23 protein-coding genes and 1 pseudogene are annotated in these 22,762 nt (G+C 66.8%); 13 read left to right on the top strand and 11 right to left on the bottom strand.

Annotated features, from left to right (window positions below):
- From AU198_RS19585 to AU198_RS19615, 7 genes and pseudogenes are all read left to right on the top strand, one after another.
- Positions 1-321: pseudogene (locus AU198_RS19585) on the top strand (amidohydrolase); the annotation flags it as partial.
- A 138-nt stretch (positions 322-459) separates the two neighbouring features.
- Entirely contained in the window at positions 460-1,626 is a 1,167-nt protein-coding gene (locus AU198_RS19590; protein ID WP_064350243.1) for an acyl-CoA dehydrogenase family protein, read from the top strand.
- 19 nt (positions 1,627-1,645) lie between these two features.
- Positions 1,646-2,404, top strand: a complete 759-nt coding sequence (locus tag AU198_RS19595) for an SDR family NAD(P)-dependent oxidoreductase (RefSeq protein WP_064350244.1) — start codon at positions 1,646-1,648, stop codon at positions 2,402-2,404.
- Positions 2,401-3,621, top strand: coding sequence for a CaiB/BaiF CoA transferase family protein (locus AU198_RS19600; RefSeq protein ID WP_082691122.1), 1,221 nt, complete (start codon positions 2,401-2,403; stop codon positions 3,619-3,621). Before AU198_RS19595 ends, AU198_RS19600 begins: the two co-directional genes overlap by 4 nt.
- An 8-nt stretch (positions 3,622-3,629) precedes the next feature.
- A complete protein-coding gene (locus AU198_RS19605) occupies positions 3,630-4,424 on the top strand; it encodes an enoyl-CoA hydratase/isomerase family protein (RefSeq protein WP_082680970.1) in 795 nt (264 codons plus the stop codon).
- Entirely contained in the window at positions 4,417-5,562 is a 1,146-nt protein-coding gene (locus tag AU198_RS19610) for a thiolase family protein (RefSeq protein WP_064350246.1), read from the top strand. Before AU198_RS19605 ends, AU198_RS19610 begins: the two co-directional genes overlap by 8 nt.
- 68 nt (positions 5,563-5,630) lie before the next feature.
- On the top strand, positions 5,631-6,791 hold the full coding sequence (locus AU198_RS19615; RefSeq protein WP_064350247.1) for an acyl-CoA dehydrogenase family protein: 1,161 nt from the start codon (positions 5,631-5,633) through the stop codon (positions 6,789-6,791).
- A 4-nt stretch (positions 6,792-6,795) separates the two neighbouring features.
- Here AU198_RS19615 and AU198_RS19620 read toward each other — a convergent pair whose 3' ends face one another.
- The 3 genes from AU198_RS19620 to AU198_RS19630 form a co-directional block, all read right to left on the bottom strand.
- Positions 6,796-7,716 carry a TIGR03619 family F420-dependent LLM class oxidoreductase gene (locus tag AU198_RS19620; RefSeq protein ID WP_064350248.1) on the bottom strand — a complete coding sequence of 307 codons (921 nt, stop codon included), beginning with the start codon at positions 7,714-7,716 and terminating at the stop codon, positions 6,796-6,798.
- A 73-nt stretch (positions 7,717-7,789) separates the two neighbouring features.
- Positions 7,790-8,629 carry a mycofactocin-coupled SDR family oxidoreductase gene (locus tag AU198_RS19625; protein WP_064350249.1) on the bottom strand — a complete coding sequence of 280 codons (840 nt, stop codon included), beginning with the start codon at positions 8,627-8,629 and terminating at the stop codon, positions 7,790-7,792.
- A 153-nt stretch (positions 8,630-8,782) separates the two neighbouring features.
- Positions 8,783-9,421 (bottom strand): TetR/AcrR family transcriptional regulator, encoded by a 639-nt coding sequence (locus AU198_RS19630; protein WP_082691123.1) that lies wholly within the window; start codon positions 9,419-9,421, stop codon positions 8,783-8,785.
- Positions 9,422-9,491: 70 nt separating this feature from the next.
- Here AU198_RS19630 and AU198_RS19635 point away from each other — a divergent pair, with 70 nt between their 5' ends.
- From AU198_RS19635 to AU198_RS19645, 3 genes are all read left to right on the top strand, one after another.
- Positions 9,492-10,781, top strand: coding sequence for a cytochrome P450 (locus tag AU198_RS19635; RefSeq protein WP_064350250.1), 1,290 nt, complete (start codon positions 9,492-9,494; stop codon positions 10,779-10,781).
- A gap of 152 nt (positions 10,782-10,933) precedes the next feature.
- Positions 10,934-11,551 (top strand): TetR/AcrR family transcriptional regulator, encoded by a 618-nt coding sequence (locus AU198_RS19640; protein WP_064350251.1) that lies wholly within the window; start codon positions 10,934-10,936, stop codon positions 11,549-11,551.
- A complete protein-coding gene (locus AU198_RS19645) occupies positions 11,548-12,051 on the top strand; it encodes a hypothetical protein (protein ID WP_064350252.1) in 504 nt (167 codons plus the stop codon). Before AU198_RS19640 ends, AU198_RS19645 begins: the two co-directional genes overlap by 4 nt.
- 21 nt (positions 12,052-12,072) lie before the next feature.
- Here AU198_RS19645 and AU198_RS19650 read toward each other — a convergent pair whose 3' ends face one another.
- The 3 genes from AU198_RS19650 to AU198_RS19660 form a co-directional block, all read right to left on the bottom strand.
- A complete protein-coding gene (locus tag AU198_RS19650) occupies positions 12,073-13,065 on the bottom strand; it encodes a phosphotransferase family protein (RefSeq protein ID WP_502689310.1) in 993 nt (330 codons plus the stop codon).
- Positions 13,066-13,103: 38 nt separating this feature from the next.
- Entirely contained in the window at positions 13,104-14,405 is a 1,302-nt protein-coding gene (locus tag AU198_RS19655; protein WP_064350254.1) for an acyl-CoA dehydrogenase family protein, read from the bottom strand.
- 69 nt (positions 14,406-14,474) lie between these two features.
- Complete coding sequence (locus AU198_RS19660; RefSeq protein ID WP_197416178.1) at positions 14,475-15,113, bottom strand: TetR/AcrR family transcriptional regulator; 639 nt, start codon at positions 15,111-15,113, stop codon at positions 14,475-14,477.
- An 87-nt stretch (positions 15,114-15,200) separates the two neighbouring features.
- Here AU198_RS19660 and AU198_RS19665 point away from each other — a divergent pair, with 87 nt between their 5' ends.
- Together AU198_RS19665 and AU198_RS19670 are read left to right on the top strand one after the other, a co-directional pair.
- The gene (locus AU198_RS19665; protein WP_064350255.1) at positions 15,201-15,953 is read left to right on the top strand and encodes an SDR family NAD(P)-dependent oxidoreductase; all 753 of its coding nucleotides are present in this window, start codon (positions 15,201-15,203) and stop codon (positions 15,951-15,953) included.
- An 18-nt stretch (positions 15,954-15,971) separates the two neighbouring features.
- A complete protein-coding gene (locus AU198_RS19670) occupies positions 15,972-16,418 on the top strand; it encodes a VOC family protein (RefSeq protein WP_064350256.1) in 447 nt (148 codons plus the stop codon).
- Here the strand turns inward: AU198_RS19670 and AU198_RS19675 are convergent.
- The 3 genes from AU198_RS19675 to AU198_RS19685 are packed head-to-tail and all read right to left on the bottom strand — an operon-like array spanning position 16,370 to position 19,020.
- Positions 16,370-17,338: an LLM class F420-dependent oxidoreductase gene (locus AU198_RS19675; RefSeq protein ID WP_064350257.1), complete on the bottom strand. Its 969-nt coding sequence runs from the start codon at positions 17,336-17,338 to the stop codon at positions 16,370-16,372. The two genes, AU198_RS19670 and AU198_RS19675, sit on opposite strands and share 49 nt — an antisense overlap.
- 12 nt (positions 17,339-17,350) lie before the next feature.
- A complete protein-coding gene (locus AU198_RS19680) occupies positions 17,351-18,094 on the bottom strand; it encodes a hypothetical protein (RefSeq protein ID WP_064350258.1) in 744 nt (247 codons plus the stop codon).
- An 11-nt stretch (positions 18,095-18,105) separates the two neighbouring features.
- Positions 18,106-19,020, bottom strand: coding sequence for an NAD-dependent epimerase/dehydratase family protein (locus AU198_RS19685; RefSeq protein ID WP_064350259.1), 915 nt, complete (start codon positions 19,018-19,020; stop codon positions 18,106-18,108).
- A gap of 56 nt (positions 19,021-19,076) precedes the next feature.
- Here AU198_RS19685 and AU198_RS19690 point away from each other — a divergent pair, with 56 nt between their 5' ends.
- Entirely contained in the window at positions 19,077-20,255 is a 1,179-nt protein-coding gene (locus tag AU198_RS19690) for an acyl-CoA dehydrogenase family protein (RefSeq protein ID WP_064350260.1), read from the top strand.
- Here AU198_RS19690 and AU198_RS19695 read toward each other — a convergent pair.
- Positions 20,252-21,943, bottom strand: a complete 1,692-nt coding sequence (locus AU198_RS19695) for a nitric oxide reductase activation protein NorD (protein ID WP_064350261.1) — start codon at positions 21,941-21,943, stop codon at positions 20,252-20,254. The genes AU198_RS19690 and AU198_RS19695 overlap by 4 nt on opposite strands.
- A complete protein-coding gene (locus tag AU198_RS19700) occupies positions 21,940-22,761 on the bottom strand; it encodes a CbbQ/NirQ/NorQ/GpvN family protein (protein WP_064350262.1) in 822 nt (273 codons plus the stop codon). The genes AU198_RS19695 and AU198_RS19700 overlap by 4 nt, the downstream gene beginning before the upstream one ends.
- Position 22,762: the final 1 nt, after the last annotated feature.

The following is a 22,762-nucleotide window of genomic DNA, read 5'->3' on the forward strand; positions in this document are numbered from 1 at the left end:
GACAACATCTGCTGGGAGGCCGATTACCCGCACAGCGACTCGATGTGGCCCGGGGCTCCCGAGCAGCTCGACGAGGTCCTCACCGCCAACAATGTGCCCGACGACGAGATCAACAAGATGACCTTCGAAAACGCGATGCGCTGGTATCACTGGGATCCGTTCACCCACATGACGCGCGAACAGGCCACCGTGGGCGCCCTGCGCAAGGCCGCCGAAGGCCACGACGTCTCCATCCAAGCCCTGTCGAAGAAAGAGAAAACCGGCGCGTCGTTCGCGGACTTCGCGGCCAGCGCCAAGCAGGTGTCCGGCAACACGGACTGAGAGGTCTGCAAGTATCGGGAGGTCCGGCCACGGGTCGGAAGCAGCGTCTTCGAGTGCGCCGGTGCGGAAGCTGCGTTCACGCGCCGGCGCACTGTTCTGCGGAACGATGACAAGAGGAGAACCACCGTGCCTGGCGGGATGAGTTTCGAGCTGACCGAGGACCAGGAGCTGATCCGCAAGTCCGTTCGTGAGTTGGCGAGCAAGTTCGACGACCACTACTGGATGGAAAAGGATCTCGCACACGAGTTCCCGCGGGAGTTCTACGACGCGATCGCCAAGGGCGGCTGGCTGGGCATGACCATCCCCGAGGAGTACGGCGGGCACGGCCTGGGCATCACCGAGGCCACGCTGTTGCTCGAAGAGGTGTCGCGCTCCGGGGCCGCGATGAACGGTGCCAGTGCCATTCACCTGTCGATCTTCGGGATGCAACCCGTCGTCAAGCACGGCTCCGACGAGCTCAAGGCCGAGACGCTACCGCGCATCGTCAACGGTGATCTGCACGTTTGCTTCGGTGTCACCGAACCCGGTGCGGGCCTGGACACCTCGCGCATCACCACCTTCGCCAAGCGCGAAGGCGACAAGTACCGGATCAACGGCCGCAAGGTCTGGATCTCCAAAGCGCTGGAGTCCGAGAAGATCCTGCTGCTGACCAGGACTGTGCCTTTTGACGAGGTCACCAAGAAGACCGACGGGATGACGCTGTTCCTGACCGACCTCGATCCCGACCACGTCGACATCCGGCCCATCAAGAAGATGGGACGCAACGCGGTCAGCTCCAACGAGGTGTTCATCGACGACCTGATGGTGCCCGTCGAGCACCGCGTCGGCGAAGAAGGCAAGGGCTTCAAGTACATCCTGGACGGCCTCAACCCCGAGCGGATGCTGATCGCGGCCGAGGCGCTGGGCATCGGCCGGGTGGCGTTGGAGAAGGCCGTGAAGTACGGCAACGAGCGGCATGTGTTCAACCGGCCGATCGGCATGAACCAGGGCCTGCAGTTCCCGCTGGCCGACTCGCTGGCCCGGCTCGACGCGGCCGAGTTGGTGCTACGCAAGGCCACCTGGCTGTACGACAACGGCAAACCGTGTGGGCGCGAAGCCAATACGGCCAAATACCTGTGCGCCGATGCCGGCTTCGGCGCCGCCGACCGGGCCCTGCAATTGCACGGAGGCATGGGCTATTCCGAGGAGTATCACGTCTCCCGCTACTTCCGCGAGTCGCGGCTGATGAAGATCGCGCCCGTGAGCCAGGAGATGATCCTCAACTTCCTCGGCGAGCATGTCCTCGGACTGCCGCGCAGCTACTGACGGAGGAGCACGACTACCGATGGTGAACTATTTCGACCTGTCCGGCCGTTCTGCGCTGGTGACCGGCGCCGCGGGCGGCATCGGCTCGGCCGTCGCACAGGCGCTCGCCGACGCGGGCGCCGCGGTCCTCGTCACCGACCTGGACAAGGACGCCGCAGCCGCTGTCGCCGAACGGATTTCAGCCGGCGGCGGCCGTGCGGAGTCCGCCGCGCTGGACGTCTCCGACCGGGACTCCGCCGACGCGGCGACCGCGCAGGCGGCGGCGCTGACCGACGGCGCCCTGCACATCCTGATCAACAACGCGGGCGTCACCAAGCCCGCGATGTTCGAGAAGACGACGCAGGAGTCGTTCCGGCTGTTGTTCGACATCCACGTGATGGGCGCGTTCAACGTCACCCAGGCCGCGCTGCCGCACATCCCGACCGACGGCACCGGCCGTATCGTCAACGTCACCTCGGCGGCCGGGCTGACCGGCACGCTGGGCCAGGTCAACTACTCGGCGGCCAAGGCCGGCATCATCGGGTTCACCAAATCCCTTGCGCGCGAACTGGCGACGAAGAAGATCATGGTCAACGCGTTGGCGCCGCTGGCCGCGACGCCGATGACGGAGACGATCCGCACCAATGAGAAGTTCTCGGCGAACATGATGAACCGGATCCCGATGAAGCGGTGGGCGGACCCTCAGGAGGTCGCGGGCGCGTTCGTGTTCATGGCGTCCGATGCCGCGTCCTACATCACCGGACAGGTGTTGCCGGTCGACGGCGGAATGGTCATGTGAGCGCCCCAGCGCCACTGAGCGGCGTCACGGTCGTCGCGATGGAACAGGCCGTGGCCGCCCCGATGTGCACCCGGGTGCTCGCCGACTTCGGTGCCCGCGTGATCAAGGTGGAGAACCCCAACGGCGGCGATTTCGCCCGCGACTACGACGACGTGGTGAACGGGCCCGGCGGTTTGGCCGCGCATTTCGTCTGGGCCAACCGCGGCAAGGAGTCGGTGACGCTGAACACCAAAGCACCCGAGGGTATCGACCTTCTGCACCGCCTGTTGGACCGGGCGGATGCGTTCGTGTCGAACCTCGCGCCGGGTGCCACCGCGCGGATGGGCTTGGCCCCCGCCGACCTCGCGACGCGTCATCCCAACGTGATTCCGGTCGAGATCGACGGTTACGGCCCCGGCGGTCCGATCTCCCACAAGCGTGCCTACGACCTTCTCGTACAGGCGGAGTCGGGATCGTGCGCGGTCACGGGCTACCCGGGGATGCCGGCCAAACCGGGACCCGCGATGGCCGATTTCTCGACGGGCCTGTACGCGGCGATCTCCATCCTGGCGCTCCTGGTCGGACGAGGCAGGGGCAATGCCGGGGCCGCGAGCCAGTCGGTTGCGCTGAGCCTGTTCGACGTGATGACCGACGTGATGGGTTATCAGTTGACATACACCCAGCATTCGGGCATCGACCAGGAACCGCTCGGCGTCGGCTCACCCGCCGTCGCGCCGTACGGAGCGTTTCCGACGCGCGACGGTCAGACGGTGGTGCTCGGCACGACCAACGACCGGGAGTGGCAGCGGGTGGCTCGCGAGATCATCGACCGCCCCGACCTCGCCGACGATCCCCGCTTCGCCACCAACCCCGACCGCTGCGCCCACCGCGAGATCCTGGAGGAAGCCATCGGATCGTGGTGTGCCCAGCGTGATCTCGCCGAGATCCAGAAGATTGCCGACGACGCCGGGATCGGCAACTCGCGGTACAACCTGCCCAGCGAGGTCGTCGCACACCCCCACCTCACCGCTCGGGACCGGTGGCGCACTGTCGCCACCCCCAAGGGCGACATCCGCGCGCTGCGCCCCCCGCCGGTGATCACCGGCTTCGAGCAACCGATGGGAGCGGTACCCGGTTTGGGCCAGCACACCGATGCCGTACTGGGTGAATTGGGGCTGACGGCAGAGGATCTCGCGAAACTACGTGCCGACGGAGTGATCGGGCCCGCGTACCAGTGAGCGATGACGTGCTGCTGAGTTCCGACAGCGACGGGGTGCGGACCCTGACGCTGAACCGGCCGGACCGCAAGAACGCGATCAACGCGCAGTTGTGGGGGGACCTCGCCGATGCCCTGCGGGCGGCCGCCCGCGACACCGAACTTCGCGCATTGGTGATCACCGGCGCGGGTGGGGCCTTCTGCTCGGGCGCCGACATCGGCACACCCGAGGACATCCACCCGCGACACAAGTTACGGCGGCTCACCGATGTCGCGCTCGCACTGCACGAACTGTCCGTACCCACCATCGCCAAGGTGACCGGGGTTGCGGTCGGGGCCGGCTGGAACCTGGCGCTCGGTTGTGACTTCGTGGTGGCGACGCCGGATGCCCGGTTCTGCCAAATCTTTTCGAAGCGCGGCCTGTCGGTCGACCTCGGCGGTTCGTGGCTGCTGCCCAAACTGGTGGGTCTGCAACAGGCCAAGCGGCTGGTGTTGCTGGCCGACATGATCGACGCCGCGGAGGCCCACTCGCTGGGCCTGGTCACCTGGGTGAGGCCCGCCGACGAGATCGACGGCTTCGTCGCCGATCTGGCGGCCCGGCTCGCAGCGGGCCCACCGGTCGCCTTGGCGCAGAGCAAGGCGCTGCTCAACGACGGGGCCAACGCGACGCTGCGTGAGGCGCTGGCCAATGAGGCCCGCGCACAGCCGGGCAACTTCGCCACCGCGGATTCGGCGGAGGCCTATGCCGCGTTCGCCGCCAAACGCGAGGCCGTATTTACTGGTCGATGGGCGATCGGGCCCGGATCGGAGAAGAACAATGCGTGAAACCGTGATCGTGGAGGCGGTGCGCACGCCGGTCGGCAAGCGCAACGGCGGGCTGTCGGAGATGCATGCCGCCGACCTGTCGGCGATCGTGCTCACCGCACTCGTCGAGCGTGCGGGTATCGATCCCGAGATCGTCGACGACGTGGTGTGGGGTTGTGTGTCTCAGGTCGGCGACCAGTCGAGCAACATCGGCCGCTACGCGGCTCTTGCCGCGGGCTGGCCGGAGACGATCCCCGGCACCACGGTCAACCGCGCCTGCGGGTCGAGCCAGCAGGCGCTGGATTTCGCGGTCCACGCGGTGATGTCGGGTCAGCAGGACGTCGTCGTCGCCGGCGGGGTCGAGGTGATGAGCCGGGTGCCGCTCGGTTCGGCGCGGGCCACCGGAATGCCCTACGGGCCCAAGGTCCTCGAACGCTACGGCGATTTCTCGTTCAACCAGGGCATCTCGGCGGAGTTGATCGCCCAGAAGTGGGGCTTCTCCCGAACCCGGCTCGACGAGTACTCGGTGCGCTCACACGAGCTGGCCGCTGCCGCGCAGGACAACGGCGCGTTCGAATCGCAGATCATGCCGGTCTTCACCGACGGTGAACCAGTCGTGGCTGACGAAGGGGTGCGACGGGGGAGCACGGTGGAGAAGCTCGCGGGGCTCAAGCCGGCCTTCAAGGACGACGGCGTCATCCATGCGGGGAATTCGTCACAGATCTCCGATGGTGCCGCGGCGCTGCTGGTGATGGCGGCCGACAACGCTGTGGCGCTGGGACTGAGCCCAATTGCCCGCTACCGTGCGGGCGCGGTCACCGGTGCCGACCCGGTTCTGATGCTGACCGGTCCGATCCCGGCGACCGAGAAGGTCCTGCACAAGGCCGGAGTGACCCTCGACGAGGTCGGTGTGTTCGAGGTGAACGAGGCGTTCGCGCCGGTGCCGCTGGCATGGCTGGCCGAGACCGGCGCCGACGACGCCAAGCTCAACCCGCTCGGCGGGGCGATCGCCCTGGGGCATCCACTCGGGGCGTCGGGTGCGGTGCTCATGACGCGCATGCTCAACCACATGCGCGACAACGGGATTCGGTTCGGTTTGCAGACCATGTGTGAGGGCGGCGGAACCGCCAACGCGACTCTGGTAGAACTCATCGCCTAGCGATGGCGGCAGAACTCATCGCCTAGCGCTGCTGACGCAGTAAGCACTGATTCCACGGGAGGACCCGCGTGCAGAGAACCCTGTTCACCGAAGACCATGAGGCGTTCCGCGAACTCGCCCGTGACTTCGTCGAAAAGGAAGTGGTCCCGCACTATCCCGAGTGGGAGAAGGGCGGCCGCATGCCTCGCGAGGTGTTCAAGCAGATGGGGTCGCTGGGCATGCTCGGGATGGCCATTCCCGAGGAGTACGGCGGAGGTGGGACCCCCGACTACCGCTACAACGTCGTGCTGCAGGAGGAGGCGGCACGCGCACTGGTCACGCTGTCGACCGTGCGCACCCAGCTCGAGGTGATCCTCCCGTACTTCCTGCACTACGCGAACGAAGAGCAACGCAAGCGGTGGTTTCCCGGGCTTGCCGCCGGGGAGCTGCTGACCGCCGTCGCGATGACCGAACCGGGCACCGGATCCGACCTCGCCGGTGTGCGCACCACCGCTGTGCGCAATGTTGATTCGGAAGGCCCCCACTGGATCCTCAACGGCGCCAAGACGTTCATCACCGGCGGTATGCAGGCCGACCTCGTAATCGTCGTCGCGCGGACCTCGACCGACCCGGACAACCGGCGCAAGGGGCTCACGCTGTTCGTCGTCGAGGACGGAATGCCCGGGTTCACCCGGGGCCGTGAGTTGGAGAAGATGGGCTGCAAGGTGCAGGACACCGCCGAACTCTCATTCGTCGACGTCCGCGTACCCGCGACCAACATGCTGGGCGAAGAAGGCGAGGCGTTCAGCTACCTGGGCCACAATCTGCCTCAGGAGCGGCTCACCGTCGCCGTCGGATCGGTCGCGCAGGCACGCTCGGCGATCGCCGCCGCCATCGATTACACCAAGAGCCGCAAGGCGTTCGGCACACCGGTGGCGTCGTTCCAGAACACGAAGTTCGAGTTGGCGGCCTGCTCGGCGGAGGTGGAGGCCGCACAGGCGATGCTGGATCGCGCTGTGGCCCTGCATGTCGACGGCGAGTTGTCCGGCGCGGATGCGGCCCGCGTGAAACTGTTCTGCACCGAGATGCAGCAGCGGGTGGTGGACCGCTGCCTGCAGTTGTTCGGCGGCTACGGCTACATGATGGAGTATCCGATCGCTCGGCTGTACACCGACGCCCGGGTGGCCCGCATCTACGCGGGCACCAGCGAGGTGATGAAGGTGATCATCGCCAAGTCGCTGGGCCTGTAAACCACTAGGGCAGCTGCGGTTTGATCTCCTCGATCACCCATTGCGCGTAGTCGAGATACTCGTCGACCCCTGACACCGGCGGCAGGGGCACAGCGCTCACGGTGACGCCCTGCTGCGCGAGCCAACCGAGCCGGTCGACGATCTCGGCCGCACTCATGCCCGGTCGGCCCTCGGGGTCGTCTTGCACGGTATGGCCCTCGCCGACCCGATTCGTGCCCAGCCCGTGCACCACGTCGAATGGCCGACCGTCGTAGCCAGGTTGGGACTTGATGAAGTCGAGGCGCTCGGCGATCTTGTCGGGCGGCGTGAGGAATGACCACCATCCCGAGGCGTACTTCGCCGCCCGGCGCAGTGCCGCGTCCGCATCACCGCCGATCCAGATCGGCAGATGCGGCTCCTGGATCGGCTTGGGCTCGAAGGCGATGTCATCGAAGGACACATACTTGCCGTCGAAGCTCGGCGATTCACTGGTCCACAGTTCGACAATCGCAGCCAGATACTCGTCGGCGATGCGGCCACGTTCATGGAAGGGCACACCCAGGAGTCCGAATTCGCGTTCCAGCCAGCCCACGCCGAACGTCACCATCATGCGGCCGCTGCTCATCCAGTCGGCGGTGGCCAGCGACTTCGCCAACACGATCGGATGTTGCAGCGGCAGTACCGTGATGCACGAATTGAGCATGATCCGCTGTGTTGCCCCGGCGAGATACGCCTGAGCCACGGTGGACTGCAGATAATGCGGTCCGGACAGTTCGACGTGATCGTTGGGAATCGCGAAATGCTCGGGCACGGCGATCATGTCGTAACCCCACTCGTCGGCGCACTTGGCCATCCGCGTCTGGTCGGCACCGGTCACCGATGCTTCCCACGGCTGCATCATGGCCTTGAGCCGCAGCATGTGCGGAAGGTTGAAGACGAGTTTCACTCAGGACTCCACTCACGTGAATTGGGTGTGATCGATTGCACTACACGCTAGCGACTCCACCCGAATTGCCCGGCTACTTCAGCATGCTGCCCGCGTCGATCGTGACCGGAAGACCTGTGATGTAGCGGGATTCGTCCGAGGCGAGGAACAGCACGGCGTTACTGACATCCTCGGGCTCGACCCAGCCGACGGGGAGCACATGCATGAACTGTGCAGCGACGGCGAGATCGTCGGGTCCGGGATTCTCGAGGTCGGGCCGGAACAGCTTCATGGTTCCCTCGTTCATGAACAGCGGTGTGTTCACATTCGTGGGGCAGACGGCGTTGACCCGGATCGAGTGCTGACCGAGTTCGACGGCGAATGTGCGCATCAGGCCGATCACGCCGTGCTTGGCGGCTATGTAATGGCCGGTATGGGGGTAGGGCTTGAGGCCACCGACCGAGCTGGTGAGAATGATCGAACCGCCGTGCCCTGCGGAGAGCAGATGGGGGACAGCGGCTTTGACGGTCTTCCACACACCAGAGAGATTGACGTCGATCATGTCGCGCCAATCGTCTTCGCTGGTCTTGTCCAGCGTTGCCCCGCCGTTGCCGATGCCGGCATTGGCGACCACGATGTCCAGCCGGCCCAACTGTTCGACGCCCCCGTCGACGACCGCCTTGAGGGCGTCGTAGTCACGCACGTCGACCTCGGCGGTGACGATGCGGCGGTTCAGGTTCTTGACGAGGTCGGCCGTTTCGGCGAGGTCGTCCGGTGTGGCCCATGGGATGTCGTCGTTGCTGGAGATCTGCTTGCAGACGTCCACGGCGATGATGTCGGCACCCTCCGCGGCGAGGCGCACCGCGTGGCTGCGGCCCTGGCCCCGCGCCGCGCCGGTTACGAACGCGACTTTGCCCTCGACTCGTCCACCCATGTGTCCACCTTCTGGCTGCTCGAATAGTTTGGTCGATCGATCAGGATCGTGGCACCGATCGGCCCACGTGTCAACAGTCGGGCCCGCGAGGCGGAGGGATCGCGGTGTCGCGGCACCGCCGATCGATGTGCGAGCTCAGCCGGGGGGAGGTAGCTACCCGCCCGCGGTCAAGGACTCCTTCAGCGATTGCATCCAGCGCTGCATGAAGTCGCGCATCTCGTCGTGTCCGAGCGTGAGGCCGACCGCGTCCTCGTTGCACAGGCTGCGCGCGATCTGCACGATCAACATCGAAACGGCGACCGGCGGGTAGTCGTCGAGATCGACACCGTTGGCCCGCAGGGCCACGGTGACCGCGGCGGTCTCGATGTCGCGCACGCGCTCCGCGTAGGCCTTCAGCTCCGTACGAATCACCTTGCGGTGGTTCGCCAGTGCCATGAACTCGGTGTTCAGTTTCGTCCTTCGCAAATCGCTGTTGATCAGCCACAGCGTGTGCAACGGGTCGTCATCGGTGAGCGCGGCGCGCATGTTCTCCAGGGACGCCTCGGCACCGGCCCGCAACACCTCGACGAACAGGTCATCCATCGTGGGGAAGTAGTAGTAGACCAGCGCTTGTTTGACCCCGGCCTCGGCCGCCACGCGTCGTGACGTCGCGGCGGCATAGCCCTCGTCGCGCATGATCTTCGCGGTGGCCTCGATGAGTCGCTGGCGCGCCCCGACCTCGGCTCGCTTGGCGTTCCCGGCGCGCCCCTCCGTCCGAATGCTTGACCCTCTGTCACGACCCGTGATAGGCATGGCGCATCCTAACAGTTTGATCGATCGATCAGACTGGCTACGGGCGCCAGGACCGAAAGGACGGCCGTCGATGACCGATCTCGCCTCGGTGGACTACTTCTCCGACCACGCGATCAGTCAGGATCCCTATGACTACTGGGACCACCTTCGCGAGCAGGGCCCGGTGTTTCGGGAACCGAACTACGGCGTCGTCGCCGTCACCGGTTACGCCGAAGTGGTGGCGGCTTTCAAGGATCACGATTCCTTCTCGGCGGTGAACGCGATCGGCGGGCCGTTCCCGCCGCTGCCGTTCGTCCCCGAAGGTGACGACATCACCGAGCAGATCGAGGCGCACCGCCACCTGTTTCCCATCTACGAGCACATGGTCGTGATGGACCCGCCGGCCCACGAACGGGCCCGGTCGCTGTTGACCAAGCTCCTGACGCCGCGCCGGCTCAAGGAGAACGAGGACTACATGTGGCAGCTGGTCGACAGCCAGATCGACCAGATCATGGGCCCGGAATCCTCTGAGGGGCGGTGCGAGTTCCTCTCGGAGTACGCCAAACCCTTCGCCACGTCGGCGATCATCGACCTGCTCGGCGTGCCCGACGAGGACCGGCCCGAGTTCCTGGCCGCGCTCGGGGTCGAGGAGCGCTACGGCACCCGCGTCGGCGCGCTCGACGGAGCCCCGGTGGGGCGGGACCCGCTGCAGTATCTCGACGACAAGTTCGCCGGCTATCTCGCCGAGCGCCGCCGCCAACCGCGCGGCGACGTGCTGTCGGGGATGGCGACCGCGGTGTACCCCGACGGTTCGACACCGGAGCTGATCGAGGTCGTCAAGCCGGCCACGTTCCTGTTCGCCGCGGGGCAGGAGACCGTCACAAAGCTGCTCAGCGCGGCGGTGCAGACCCTCGGAGACCGGCCGGACTTCCAGCAGATGCTGCGCGAACACCCCGAGCGGATTCCGGCGTTCATCGAAGAGGCGCTGCGCATGCACTCGCCGACCAAGGTCGACTTCCGGCTCGTCCGCAAGAGCACGACGCTGGGCGGGGTGCCGCTCAAGGCGGGCACGATCGTGATGTTGTGCCTCGGCGCGGCCAATCGGGATCCGCGCAAATTCGACGATCCCCACGAGTTCCGCCCCGACCGCAAGAACGTGCGCGAGCACATCACGTTCGGTCGTGGAATCCACTCCTGCGCGGGTGCGCCCCTGGCCCGGGTGGAGGGCCGCATCACCGTGCAGAGGTTGCTCGAGCGCATGCGCGACATCCGGATCAGCGAGGTGGCCCACGGTCCATCCGGTGAGCGCCGCTACTCCTACGAGCCGACGTTTTTGCTGCGTGGGCTGACCGAGCTGCACATCGAGTTCACGCGACGATAGGAAACCCGGCGCGGCACCGACGATCGCGCCCGAAACAGCGCGCTGACCTGGTTATGTGACGGCGGTCTAAACCCAATTTGGCTGAGACGCTTGTCACAGCGCCCAAACCTACCTACTGTGTGTTCACTAGGTTGGTTGAACGAAGGAGTTCGGTGTCCGCCACGGAGCCCGCGCGGCCGTATGCCACGCTCCTCGCCAAGGGCGAGGATCGTCGTCAGCGCATCCTGGCGGTGGCCGAACGCCTGCTCGCGCGCAACGGGTGGCGCAACACCTCGCTGGCCCAGATCGCCAAGGAAGCCGGGGTCACGCCCGCCGGTCTGCTGCACCACTTTGAGTCCAAAGAGCAGCTGCTCAACGCGGTGCTCGACGCCCGTGACGCCGACGACGCGATCCACGCCGACTACCGCTCGGGTGATCTGGTCACCGAGCTCGGCCGGGTCCCCGAACGCTTCGACCGCGCGCCCGAGCTCGTCGGAACCTTCACCGTGCTGCTGGTGGAGAACATCGCGCCCGACGCGCCTCTGCACGACCGCCTGGTCAAGCGTTACCGCGACGCGGTCGACATCGTCACCGCGATCATCGAGCGCGGTCAGCGGAGCGGAAAGTATCGCCAAGACCTCGACGCGGCCACCAAGGCCGTGGAAATCCTCGCGTTCACCTATGGAATGGAGACCCTATGGTTACTCGACCCATCGATTCAATTGGCCGAGGTGTTCAAGGGGTACGCCGAGTCGCTGGGGCGCGAGTTGGCGCCGCGGAGCTCGAGATGAGGTACCGGCTCGACATCGTGGCCCCGACGGTGTCGGACGCGGTGAAGTCTGCCGGCGGCTGGATCTACGACCGGGTGATGGCGGGGTGGGACGTCACCGTGCTCGTCGGTGGCGGCGAAGACGTTCGCCCGCTGACGATTCTCGGAGCCGAGACCCTCGACCTGGAAACGGTCCTCGCGGCCTGGGAGGAACGGCCGCACCCGCAGACCGTCGCCGTCGCGGCGAACATGATCGACCGCGACGCGCGTGTCCTCCAGCACGTGCGCAACGCGCTCGATCAGGGCGCGACCGAGGTGACGCTGTGGGGCGAGCGGGTGCCCGCAGAACTCGACAGCAGCGTCGATTCGGTCGAGCACCGCCTGAGCGCGGCGGCCAGGGCGTTCAAGGCCAAGGCGCTGGCCGCAGCCGGTGATCCCGCAGCCGTCGAGGTCGGCGACTGTGAGATGTTCCGCTGCGGGATGATGGTGTCGGTCGCCGCGGATCTGGTGCCCGCCAGCTGATTTCGGCGGGCACCGGCCGCATCACCGGTAGTCGCTGGATTCGGCCAGCTCGGCGGCCGAGCGCATCAGTTCGACGATGACCGGGCCGTAGGCGAGCAGCTTCTCGTTGTCGCCCGCGCGTTGGAAACCCTGCTCGAGCACGATCGCCAGCTTCCACTTCGCCAGCACCAGGTAGTAGTCGAGGTCGTCGACCTGGCGCCCGGAGACCGTCGCATAGTGTGCGACGACGTCTGCGCGCGAGGGCATTCCCCGCATGTCGACGTAACCCATCTCCGAATCCGTCGGCGCCGCGGTGTCCTCGGGCCAGCTCTGCACCATCCAGCCCAAGTCCAGCTTCGGGTCTCCGACGGTGCCCATCTCCCAGTCCACGATCGCCGCGAGCCGCGCGGGCGCGCCGTGCCGATACATCACGTTGGCGAACTGATAGTCGCCGTGCATCAATCCGGGGACGTAGTCCAGCGGCCGATGTGTGCGCAGCCAGTCGGTGGCGACGTCGAGGCCGTCGATCTCGCGGCCCTTGATGCGCTCGAAGAACGCGGTCCAGCGATCGACCTGGCGTTCGTGGAAGCCGTCGGGCCGCCCCAGATCGTGCAGCCCCTTGGCCTTCCAGTCCACTTGGGACAGCAGCGCGATGCCCTCGGCGAGTTGATAGGCCAGCTCCCCGCGGGCGGAGAGGTCGGAGTCAAACGGTTCGGGCCACTTGCGGTCGTCGAGGTCCATCGGCGACCATCCGTCGACGAACCCCATCAGGTAGAAGGGCCGGCCGAGCACCGCGGCGTCCTCACATACCGCGACGGCCTCGGTATGTGGCACGTCGGTGCCGTCGAGCGCCTCGATGATGCGCCACTCCCGCAGGATTCCCTTGTCGCGGTCAGCAGGGGCGCCGGGCGGCGGCATCCGAAGCACACAGCTGTGTTCGCCGCGGCGCAATTCGTAGATGACGTTCTGGGTGCCGCCCGACAGGAACCGGGTCTGCAGCGGCTCACCCTTGCCGGGCAGTTCGGCCGCGTCCATCCAATCGGTCAGGCGCGCAACGTCTATCGCGTTCTCGCTCACAGATTCCCCACTTCGTGATCTAGATACTCAGCGAACTTGGCCCTGGCCTTCTCCCGCTTGGCCGGGATCCACTCGCTCGGCCACGTGTCGGTGCTGGGCGCATAGTCGCGCAGCACCTGCTTGGCCACCGTCGCCTTGTGCACCTCGGTCGGACCGTCGGCCAGGCCCATCACCGCGGCGCCGGTCACCATGCCCAGGAACGGCATCTCGTTGGTGACGCCCAACGCACCGTGGACTTGCATTGCGCGCCAAGCGATATCATGCAGCACCGTCGGCATCACGACCTTGACCGCGGCGATGTCCTTGCGGACCTTCTTGTAGTCGTTGTACTTGTCGATCTCCCACGCGGTGTAGAGCACCATCAGCCGGAACTGCAACAGCTGTGCGTAAGAGTCGGCGATGTAGCCCTGGACGAACTGCTTCTCGGACAGCCTGCTGCCCTGGGTTTCCCGGCTCAGCGCGCGTTCACACATCATGTCGAGCGCTTTGCGCGAGAGCCCGATCGTGCGCATCGCGTGGTGGATACGGCCGCCGCCGAGGCGGGTCTGGGCGATGACGAATGCCTGGCCTTCGCCGCCCAGCAGCGCATCGGCGGGCACCCGCACGTTGTCGTAGTGGATGAGCGCATGCGAGCCTTCGTCGTCACGCTCGCCGTGCAGTCCGACGTTGCGGACGATGTTGACGCCCGGCGTTTCGGTCGGCACCAGGAACATCGACATACCCTGATAGGCGCTCACGTCGGGATTGGTGACGACCATGACGATCAGAAACGACGCGGTTCTGGCGTTGGAGGAGAAGAACTTCCAGCCGTTGATTACCCAGTCGTCGCCGTCACGGACCGCGGTGGTGTTGAACAGTGTCGGGTCGGCGCCGGCGTGCGGTTCGGTCATCGAGTAACACGAGAAGATCTCGCCGTCGAGTAGCGGGCGCAGGTAGCGCTCCTTTTGCGCCTCGGTCCCGTAGTGCGCGATGATCTCGGCGTTGCCGGTATCGGGCGCCTGACACCCGAATACGATCGGCGCCCACTGGGAGCGGCCGAGGATCTCGTTGAGCAGCGCGAGCTTGAGCTGTCCGTAACCCTGTCCGCCGAGTTCGGGACCGAGGTGGGTGGCCCACAGACCCCGTCGGCGTACTTCGTCCTTGAGCGGGTCGATCACCTTGCGGCGGTTGGCGTCCAAAGGAACGAACTGCTGATCGGGAAACGCCAAGTCGAGCGGTTCGACCTCCTCTCTGACGAATTCGTCGGCCCAGTCGAGCACCTTCTGGTACTCGGGGTCGGTCTCGAAATCCCACGACATCGTGGTCTCCTTCCTCTTTGTTCAGGTCTGCGCCGACTGCGACGCCCTACGCGCACTCCGCCGGGATCCTCATCCCGGCCCCTTTCTCGAGTTGAATCCGGCGATCAGTGCCGCGACGTCGTCGGTCACGACCTCGGCGAACGATCGGTCACCGAAACTGCCGCTCGCCCAGTGCCGGACGCCTTCGCTGACGTGCATGCCCGCCAAGCGGGAGAGGTGTTCGACGTCGACATGCGCTCCGATTTTCCCATCCTGCTGTGCCCGGCTGAAGAGTTCGCCGAACATGTCGGCGTCGGCGGTCTCGTCGACTGACTCACCCGCGAGGATCCGGTGCTCATGCCGGTAGCCCTCCAAGATCGTCTGGATGATCAGTTCGCGCGGGTTGCGCCCCATCGACCGTTCAAGGCTGCGCAGCGCCTCGGCGATGACCGTCTCGACGTCGTAGTCACCGCGCAACAGCGTGCGCACCTTCTGCTGCGCCGCCCGGGTCGACAGCAGGCCGACCTCGAAGAGGATGTCCTCCTTGGCGGGGAAGTAGAAGTAGAACAGGCCTCTCGACACGCCCGCGGCCCGGCAGATGTCGGCGACGGTCGTCTTGGCATAGCCGTTCGTGCGCCACAACGCCATGGCCGCCTGCACGAGCGCCCGTTTCGTCTCATGCGATCGAGCCCGCTGGAAAGACGCGCGCCGTTGACCACCGTCAGCCATGACCTCGCCGCTGACCTTCGACACTCCGGCACTGTAACAGGACCATTGAGGGTTGCAAATAGTTGACGTTTGTCTAACTATCTATGGGTGGTCGCGACATTGAACGGCAGGCGCATCTTGGTGACCGGTGGGGCTACAGGCATCGGCGCGGCGGCGGTGCACGTGCTCACCGAGGCGGGTGCACGCGTAGTGGCCACCCGCCACACGACGGCGCCTCCCGACGTGCCGGGCGTGTCCTGGCTGCAGTGCGACGTGCGTGACGCCGAAGCGGTCGAGGAGACGGTGCGAGCCGCTGCCGAGGAGATGGGTGGGCTCGACGTACTGCTGAATGCGGCCGGGCTGTGGCAGTCGGGCATCCCCGGTCAGATCACCACCGAGGACATCGAGACCCTGTTCGACACCAACGTCAAGGCCACGATCCTCACCAATCAATCGGCATACGCGGTGATGCGCGCGGACGGTGGCGGCCGCATCATCAACTTCGGCTCCGCCGAGGCGGTGATGGGCAGCCCGCTCTCGGCGGTTTACGCGGCGACGAAGGGAGCGGTGGCCGCGTGGACTCGCTCGGCGGCCAGGGCCTGGGCCGCCGAGAAGGTGTCGGTGATCGCGCTGGCGCCCGCAGTACAGACGCCGGGTGCCGACCGGCTGCGCGAATTCCTCGGTCCCACCGCGGAGTTCATGGACGAACAGCTCAAGACATCGATTCCGCTCGGAGGAGCACTCGGTGACCCCGTCGGCGACCTCGGCCCCGCGCTGGTGTTCTTCTGCAGCGAGGGGTCACATTTCATGACAGGACAACTCGTCGCCGTCGACGGCGGCCTGATCATGCTCGGGTCGTAGGCCTACGAAAGGCAAGACATGCCCAACCTCCACCACGTGGTCGTGCGCAGCCACTCCGCGCACACCTTCACGGCGTTTCTGAGCGAGGTGATGGGGATGGCGGTGCAGTTTCAGATGCATGTCCCCGGTGAGGTGTTGGAGAGAACGCTCGGATGGCCGGCGTCGGACGGGGCGGAGGTCACCATGCTGGGCACCGGCGACACCGGGCTCATCGAGGTGCTCGACGTTCCCGAGCACCTTCGCGATGTGGTGCCCGAGGGGCTGGCCGCATTGTCGTTCATGGCCCCAGACTTCGCCGAAACACGCGCGAGGACCAGCGCCTTCGCCGACGACGTCACGATGCTGGACACCGGTGTGCCGGGTGTCGACCTGTTCTTCTGCACGATGGGAGGGGTTCCCATCGAGTTCATGGGAAGCTATGTGCCCGAGGCGAATTCCGAAGCCAGCGAGGCGACGAACTCCTGAGTGCGCCGACGTGATTCTTGACGCCGAGCGGCATCGTCCCCGAGCGGAACCACCCGCGCCGCCAGATCGGTGACGCCGGCGTCGCGGTAGCGGCGCAGTCGCGCCGCGACCGTCGCTTCGTCGCCGACCGCCATGGTGTCGCCGACGTCCTCGGCGTCGCCGTGTTCGAGCAGGCGTACGTAGTTGGGGGAGAAGTCGGCGTGGCCGAGCACCTCGCTGGCGTACGCCCGAGCATCGTCGATATCACCGTCGGCGCAGAGCGCGACAGGGACACCGGCGACGACCCGAACATCCTCGCGGCCCGCACCTTTCGCCGCCGCCGTGATGCGGGGCACCACGTAGTCGCCGATCGCGCGTTCGTCGGCCATCCACAGGATGGTTCCGCCGGTGCGCTCACCGGCGATCCGGAGCATCGTCGGCCCGAGCGCTGCCACCAACACCGGCACGGTGAAGGCGTCGGTGACGTCGACCGGGCTGTGTACGCGATAGGTGTCGTTGTCGACGGCCGTGGTGCCCGGTCCGCCGAACGCCGCGTCGAGCACCTCGAGATAGTCGCGCACCAACCGGGCGGGCTTGTCGTATGGCAGGCCGAGCTGGTCGCTGATGATCCAGTGGTGCGACGGGCCGATCCCCAGCGTGAATCGGCCGCCGCAGGCGATCTGTGTGGTCAGTGCCTGCTGGGCCATGATGAGCGGATGGCGGGTCTGGATCGGCACCACGGCCGTTCCGATCTCGATGCGGTCGGTGGCGTTTCCGATCAACGCCACGGCGGTCATCGCATCGAGATAGCCGGGCACCTGCGGAATCCAGAAGGTCGCGAAACCCTGCTTCTCGGCGGCTCTTGCATCGTCGATCAGCCCATCGAGCCGCTCGGCACGGGGACGCTCCTTGTCGGAGCCGACCATCAACCCGATGCGCATCCATACCTCCGGTCACGGCACATAGCGGTCCCATTCGTAGGGGACGACGCTGTGAAACGGTGCGGCGAAGAGCGGTTCGACGCCGTCCCGGCTCCACCGGGCCTGCAGAACCGGCCGGAGCCGCTGCGCGACCGCGACGGGCTCGTCGTCGAGGAAGCAGTACGTGATCGTCTGTCCCGCAGGGGCGCTGGCCAGACGGCCTTCGACCGGCAGCGACATCGCCGCCCACGCTCCTGCCACCCCCTCGACATCCACAAGTTCGTCAAGAGCGCCAGCGCCTCGTTCCAGCAGTAGATACACACCCCGGTTCGGCCACCACGGCAGCACGTCCGCGCCGGCCTTGATCCGAGCGGCCGCGGCGCGCTGCCGCACATCGTAGACACCGCGTTCGACGGGCGGCAGCAGCGGCAGCTTACGGCCCGCATCACCGAGCGCCCTGGACAGCGCGAGGAACGGTTCCATGCCCTCGACCCCGGTGAAGAAGTACGTCATCACGTGATCGATCGCATCGTAGGAAGTGTCACCCCTTCCTCGCGCGGCGCGGCACTGCGGCGTGGACACCAGGCGCAGGGATGCGCGCACCGCCGACATCCGGTGCTGTTCGGGGCGATGGTCCAGGCTGTGCCAGCGCAGGTATTCCGCGTCCGCCCCGTGGGGGTGGCGCCGCGCCATCGAGAGGAACATGGTGGTGATGTCCCCGTCACCGTTCGCCAGCACCTCGGGAACCTCGTCCGACGGTCTGCCCGGCAGTTGCATCGACGCCTCCTCTACACCGAATCCGGCTGTGGCAGCGGAATTTCGGGGTGGCGGGCCTCGATCATCCTGCGGAGACCGTCGCGCCAGCCGATCGTCGTGCGCCCCAGCACGTCGTGCATGTGGGTGACGTCGGGCCACAACGGGGTATGGGCGTCGGGTGTGTACTCGAAAGTCGGTTCGACACCGACCAGTTCGCCCATGTAGGTGCAGTACTCCTCGACGCTGACCGTCTCACTGCCCGCCCAGTTCACCACGACCGGCGGCGTGTCGGCTGCCTCCATCGCCCTGATCCCCAACGCGACGTAGTCGTCCTCGTAGATGGGGTTGTAGTTGTTGGGCCGGTCCGGGTGCAGCCGAATCGGGTTACCGGCCAGCATCGCGTCGAGACGGTCGGCGGGGGCGCCGCCCTCGGGCCCGTAGGTGGAACAGATCCTGATGATCGTCAACGGAATCTCGTACTGTCTGGCGACCCACGTGCAGACAGCCTCGGCGGCGACCTTGGAGAAGCTGTAGTTCGCCCGCAGCGGCACCCCGGGTGGATCGGATTCGGTCAGTGGCCGCCGACCCTGGTAGGCGTAGACCGAACCGGTCGAACAGAACACGAAGCCTTTGGCGCCCCGGTACCGGTGCAGCAGGTCGCCCGAACGCTGCGCGTTCGTCTCCACGCAGCGCGCCCACTCTCCGGCGCCGGGGTCGACCGCGGCGTGGAACACGTAGGTGAAATCGTCGGGGAGCGCCGAGAAGTCGCCGTCGCTGACGTCGAGGGCGACCGGGACGACGCCGGCAGCGCTCAGCCGGTCGCGGCCAGCGGGCTCGCGCAGCCGGGCCGCGCCCCACACCTCGTTGTTGCGTGCCAACTCCCGCGCCAGGGGAAACGCGATCTTGCCGGTGGCGCCGGTGATCAGGATCTTCTCGCCGTCGAGCATCCCTTAAGTCTTAGCGCACGACACCCTAAATGTTAAGTACTTGATATGTTGGCTGGGTGCAGCTCACCTTCGATGCCGAGGTGGAGGCGTTCCGCGCGGAGTTCGTCGCCTTCCTCGACGAGCACCTGCCGTCGGAGGCCGAAGCGGCGGGGGAGCGTTCCCGGTCGACGGCCCACGTGCCGCAGTGGGCGCGCCGTTGGCAGCGGCTGCTGTTCGACCACGGCTGGCTGTTACCCGGAAACCCGCCGGAATTCGGCGGCCGCAACGCCGGCGTGCTCGAACAGTTCGTCCACCGCGAGGAGCTGGCGCGCCGCCGGATCTACCACGCCTTCAATCCGCAGGGCGTCGGAATCATCGCCGCGTCGCTGCTGACTTTCGGCACCGACGAGCAGAAGCAGCGGTGGGCGGTGCCGATTCTGCGTGCCGAGATGACCGCATCGCTGGGTATGAGCGAACCCGGGGCCGGTTCGGACCTGGCTGGGCTGGCCACGCGAGCGGTGCGCGACGGCGAGGATTTCGTCGTCGACGGGCAGAAGGTGTGGACGTCGGGCGCGCACGACGCCGACGTCATCCTGGCGTTCGTGCGCACCGACCCGCATGCGCCCAAGCACAAGGGAATCAGCGCATTGTTGATCCCCACCGACCTTTCCGGGGTCGAGCGCAGGCCGTTCGCCTCGGTGTACAGCCGTGACGACCTGGATTTCAACGAGGTGTTCTTCTCCGGCGTTAGGGTGCCCGCAGAAAATCTCGTCGGTCCGCTGCACGAAGGTTGGCGCGTGGCCAACGGATCGCTGGGCCACGAGCGGACCATGATGTGGATGGCCTTCGCCAACCGGCTGGACCAGCTACTGCAGGATTTTCGCCCGGTGGGAGCGGTGGACCAGGACCGCTATGCGACGGTCGCCATGGACTATCAGGCGCTGCGTCTGCTCGGTTCCGTCGCACTCGGTCAGGCGGCGCGAGGTGAACGCGACATCCCCGGCGTCTCGGTGTTGAAGCTGTTCGGGTCGGAAGCCGAACAGAGAGCGCTCGGGTATGCGCTCGATGCCGCCGGCGCAGAAGGCCTGCGCAGCCCGGGGCTCACCGCGCCGTACAACCCCTACAGCCCAGACCTTTTCACCGCCGACTGGTTCACTCGCTACATCAGCTCGTATGCCGGGACCATCTCGGGCGGCGCGTCGGAGATTCAGCGCAACATCATCGCGCGGCGGGTGCTCGGCCTTCCGCCGCGCTAGGCGTGTCGGCGGGGTGCGGGCGCGGCGAGTTCCCTCAAAGACGCCATGAACAATTCGTCCATCCGTGGGCTCAGCTCGGCCAACGAGGCGGCACCGGCATGGCCGACGGAACCGAAGACGCGGTCAAGCGCATCGGCATCAGCGGAGGAACCGATCGAAAGGCACAGGCAGGCAATGCCGTCGGCACGCAGTTCCTCGAGTGCCTTGTGCGCATCGGCCTCCGCATAGCGGCCTTCGTAACCGTCGTCATACGGGTGGCCGTCGGACAGGACGAGCAACAGCTTGTTGGGGGTGCCCGCCTCCTGCTCGAGGATCTCGGCCGCGCCGCGGATCGCCGCGCCGAGTCGGGTGTAGTTCGACGGTTGCAGTTGATTGAGGCGAGCACGGCACACCGCCTCGAAGCGCTGATCGAATTTCTTGACAGCCGGAAGGTGAACCGCGTGACGGCCGCGGGACCGGAACGCGTACACCGCGACCCGATCGCCGAGCTCCTCGAGCGTCGCCGCCAGCGTGGCGGCCGCCCGCCGCTGGTGCTCGTGCACGGCAAGGCCGTCCGGGTCGGCGTCGGTCACCGAACCGGACGCGTCGAGCAGGATCAGCACCCCGAGGTTCCTGGCAACCTTGCGGTGTTCGGAGAAAATGTGCTCGGGTGGGGAGAAGCCGGAACGTAGGTCGACGGACAGGTCGACAAGGGCTTCGATGTCGAGTTCGTCGCCGTCGGGCCGGCGTCGTAACACCCTGGGGCCCAACCCGATCCGGGAGAGACGGCGGCGAAGGACGTCGTCGGGGGTGACGGCGGCAGCGGCGACGTCGGCGGGCGTGGTCAGCGGATAGTCGATCACCCGGCACCAGTCCGGCCGGTACCGGCGCCCGAAGACGTCCCACTCGGGATACAGCGCTCCGCCCACCCCGACCGCGACGCCCGGGCGTTCGTCGTCGGTGAAGTGGATTTTGGTGGGCAGCGGCCTGGCGTGCGACCCGGCCGCGCGGACCCGCCGTACGGCTTCGGCCTGTGGATCCCCGCCGGCGCTGTTCCCGGACGACCCCGATGTGCCGAGCAGCTTGCGCAGGAAGTCGCCCACCGTCTTCGAGTTGAACAGCGGGTTGTCGAACATTTTGAGGATCTTGCTTTCCTCCGACGGCCCCTCGTCATCGTCGTCGTCGGTCATCGGTCCGGCGGCCGGATCGAGTGTGAACCGCAGGTCGTCATCGGAGGCCCGGGCGCCCGACTCGGCCGTGCTCAGCAGCGCCGACGGTTTGAGGATGCCGAACCAGGTGGGCGGACTGCTGACTCGTGTTCGGCTGCGGGCGATTTCGAGGGACTCGGCGGCCGATGCGGAGCCGTGCTGGTTTTCGGGGTGGAGCGCCGCCGCCAGCGGCAGCCGGCGGGCCAGTTCGGCGAGCACCCGGTGACCCTCGATTGCCAGGTAGCGACGCGCGAAAGTCGGGCGTGCACGCAACGGACGGATCAGCGGCTCCTGCAGGCTGCCCGCCCCGATGAGCGCGCTGTGCAACATCACTTCGCGCCGATTCTGCTCGGCCGGACCATTGCCGGTGACGAAGATGACCGTGCCGTTGGTGTGGGCGGGTTGGCCCTGCGGCGCGGCCGCGAGGTCGACCGGCCGACCGGCGATGAACGTCGCCAGAAACCGGAACCGGTCGAGTTCGGCTGCACCCGAGGCGTTCACGGGCTGGGTAGCAGTGCGTCGACGAGTTCGCCGAGCGCGCGCACCACGTCTTCATCGTCGGACAGCGCCTCCACGATGGCGGCCTGCACGGCGCGCCGCAGAGCGAGCCCCTCGGCGGCGAGGCCGCCGGCGAGGATGAGCATCCGCGTCGAGGACACCTCGCGCAGCGGTGAGCCGTCGATGCCGCGGATCGCGTTGCCGATCGCCACCAGGGTGCGTGCCGTGTCGGCGTCGATTCCCGCCTCGTGCGCGACGATTTCGGTCTCCACCTCGGGCGGGGGGAAATCGAGTTCGATTGCGACGAAGCGTTGGCGCGTCGACTCCTTGATGTTCTTCAGCACGCTCTGGTAGCCGGGGTTGTAGGAGATCACCAATTGGAACCCCGGTGCCGCGGACAGGGTGGTGCCCAGCCGGTCGACCGGGAGCTCACGGCGGTGGTCGGCCAGCGGGTGGATCACGACGGTGGTGTCCTGGCGTGCTTCGACGATTTCGTCGAGGTAGCAGATCGCTCCCGTCCGAACGGCTCTGGTCAATGGGCCGTCCACCCAGATCGTCTCGCCGCCCTTGAGCAGGAACCGACCCACCAGGTCGGCCGAGGTCATGTCCTCGTGACCGGCGACGGTGATCAACTCGCGGCCCAGTTCGTGCGCCATCGCCTCGACGAACCGGGTCTTACCGCATCCGGTGGGACCCTTGAGCAGCACCGGCGAACCCCGCCGCGCCGCGGCGCGGAACACCTCGGCCTCATCGCCGACCGACCGGTAAAACGGTGCTCGCGAGGGGTTTTCGAGCGTCGACGTGCGGTTGTTGGCCGACACC

It is taken from the genome of Mycobacterium sp. GA-1199 (assembly GCF_001500045.1).
Classification (GTDB): domain Bacteria; phylum Actinomycetota; class Actinomycetes; order Mycobacteriales; family Mycobacteriaceae; genus Mycobacterium.

Coding starts and splice junctions, on each gene's coding strand:
- AU198_RS19590 (WP_064350243.1), top strand. CDS start 460: ATGAGTTTCGAGCTGACCGAGGACCAGGAGCTGATCCGCAAGTCCGTT.
- AU198_RS19595 (WP_064350244.1), top strand. CDS start 1,646: ATGGTGAACTATTTCGACCTGTCCGGCCGTTCTGCGCTGGTGACCGGC.
- AU198_RS19610 (WP_064350246.1), top strand. CDS start 4,417: ATGCGTGAAACCGTGATCGTGGAGGCGGTGCGCACGCCGGTCGGCAAG.
- AU198_RS19625 (WP_064350249.1), bottom strand. CDS start 8,629: ATGGGTGGACGAGTCGAGGGCAAAGTCGCGTTCGTAACCGGCGCGGCG.
- AU198_RS19630 (WP_082691123.1), bottom strand. CDS start 9,421: ATGCCTATCACGGGTCGTGACAGAGGGTCAAGCATTCGGACGGAGGGG.
- AU198_RS19635 (WP_064350250.1), top strand. CDS start 9,492: ATGACCGATCTCGCCTCGGTGGACTACTTCTCCGACCACGCGATCAGT.
- AU198_RS19645 (WP_064350252.1), top strand. CDS start 11,548: ATGAGGTACCGGCTCGACATCGTGGCCCCGACGGTGTCGGACGCGGTG.
- AU198_RS19650 (WP_502689310.1), bottom strand. CDS start 13,065: ATGGACGCGGCCGAACTGCCCGGCAAGGGTGAGCCGCTGCAGACCCGG.
- AU198_RS19655 (WP_064350254.1), bottom strand. CDS start 14,405: ATGTCGTGGGATTTCGAGACCGACCCCGAGTACCAGAAGGTGCTCGAC.
- AU198_RS19660 (WP_197416178.1), bottom strand. CDS start 15,113: ATGGCTGACGGTGGTCAACGGCGCGCGTCTTTCCAGCGGGCTCGATCG.
- AU198_RS19670 (WP_064350256.1), top strand. CDS start 15,972: ATGCCCAACCTCCACCACGTGGTCGTGCGCAGCCACTCCGCGCACACC.
- AU198_RS19675 (WP_064350257.1), bottom strand. CDS start 17,338: ATGCGCATCGGGTTGATGGTCGGCTCCGACAAGGAGCGTCCCCGTGCC.
- AU198_RS19680 (WP_064350258.1), bottom strand. CDS start 18,094: ATGCAACTGCCGGGCAGACCGTCGGACGAGGTTCCCGAGGTGCTGGCG.
- AU198_RS19685 (WP_064350259.1), bottom strand. CDS start 19,020: ATGCTCGACGGCGAGAAGATCCTGATCACCGGCGCCACCGGCAAGATC.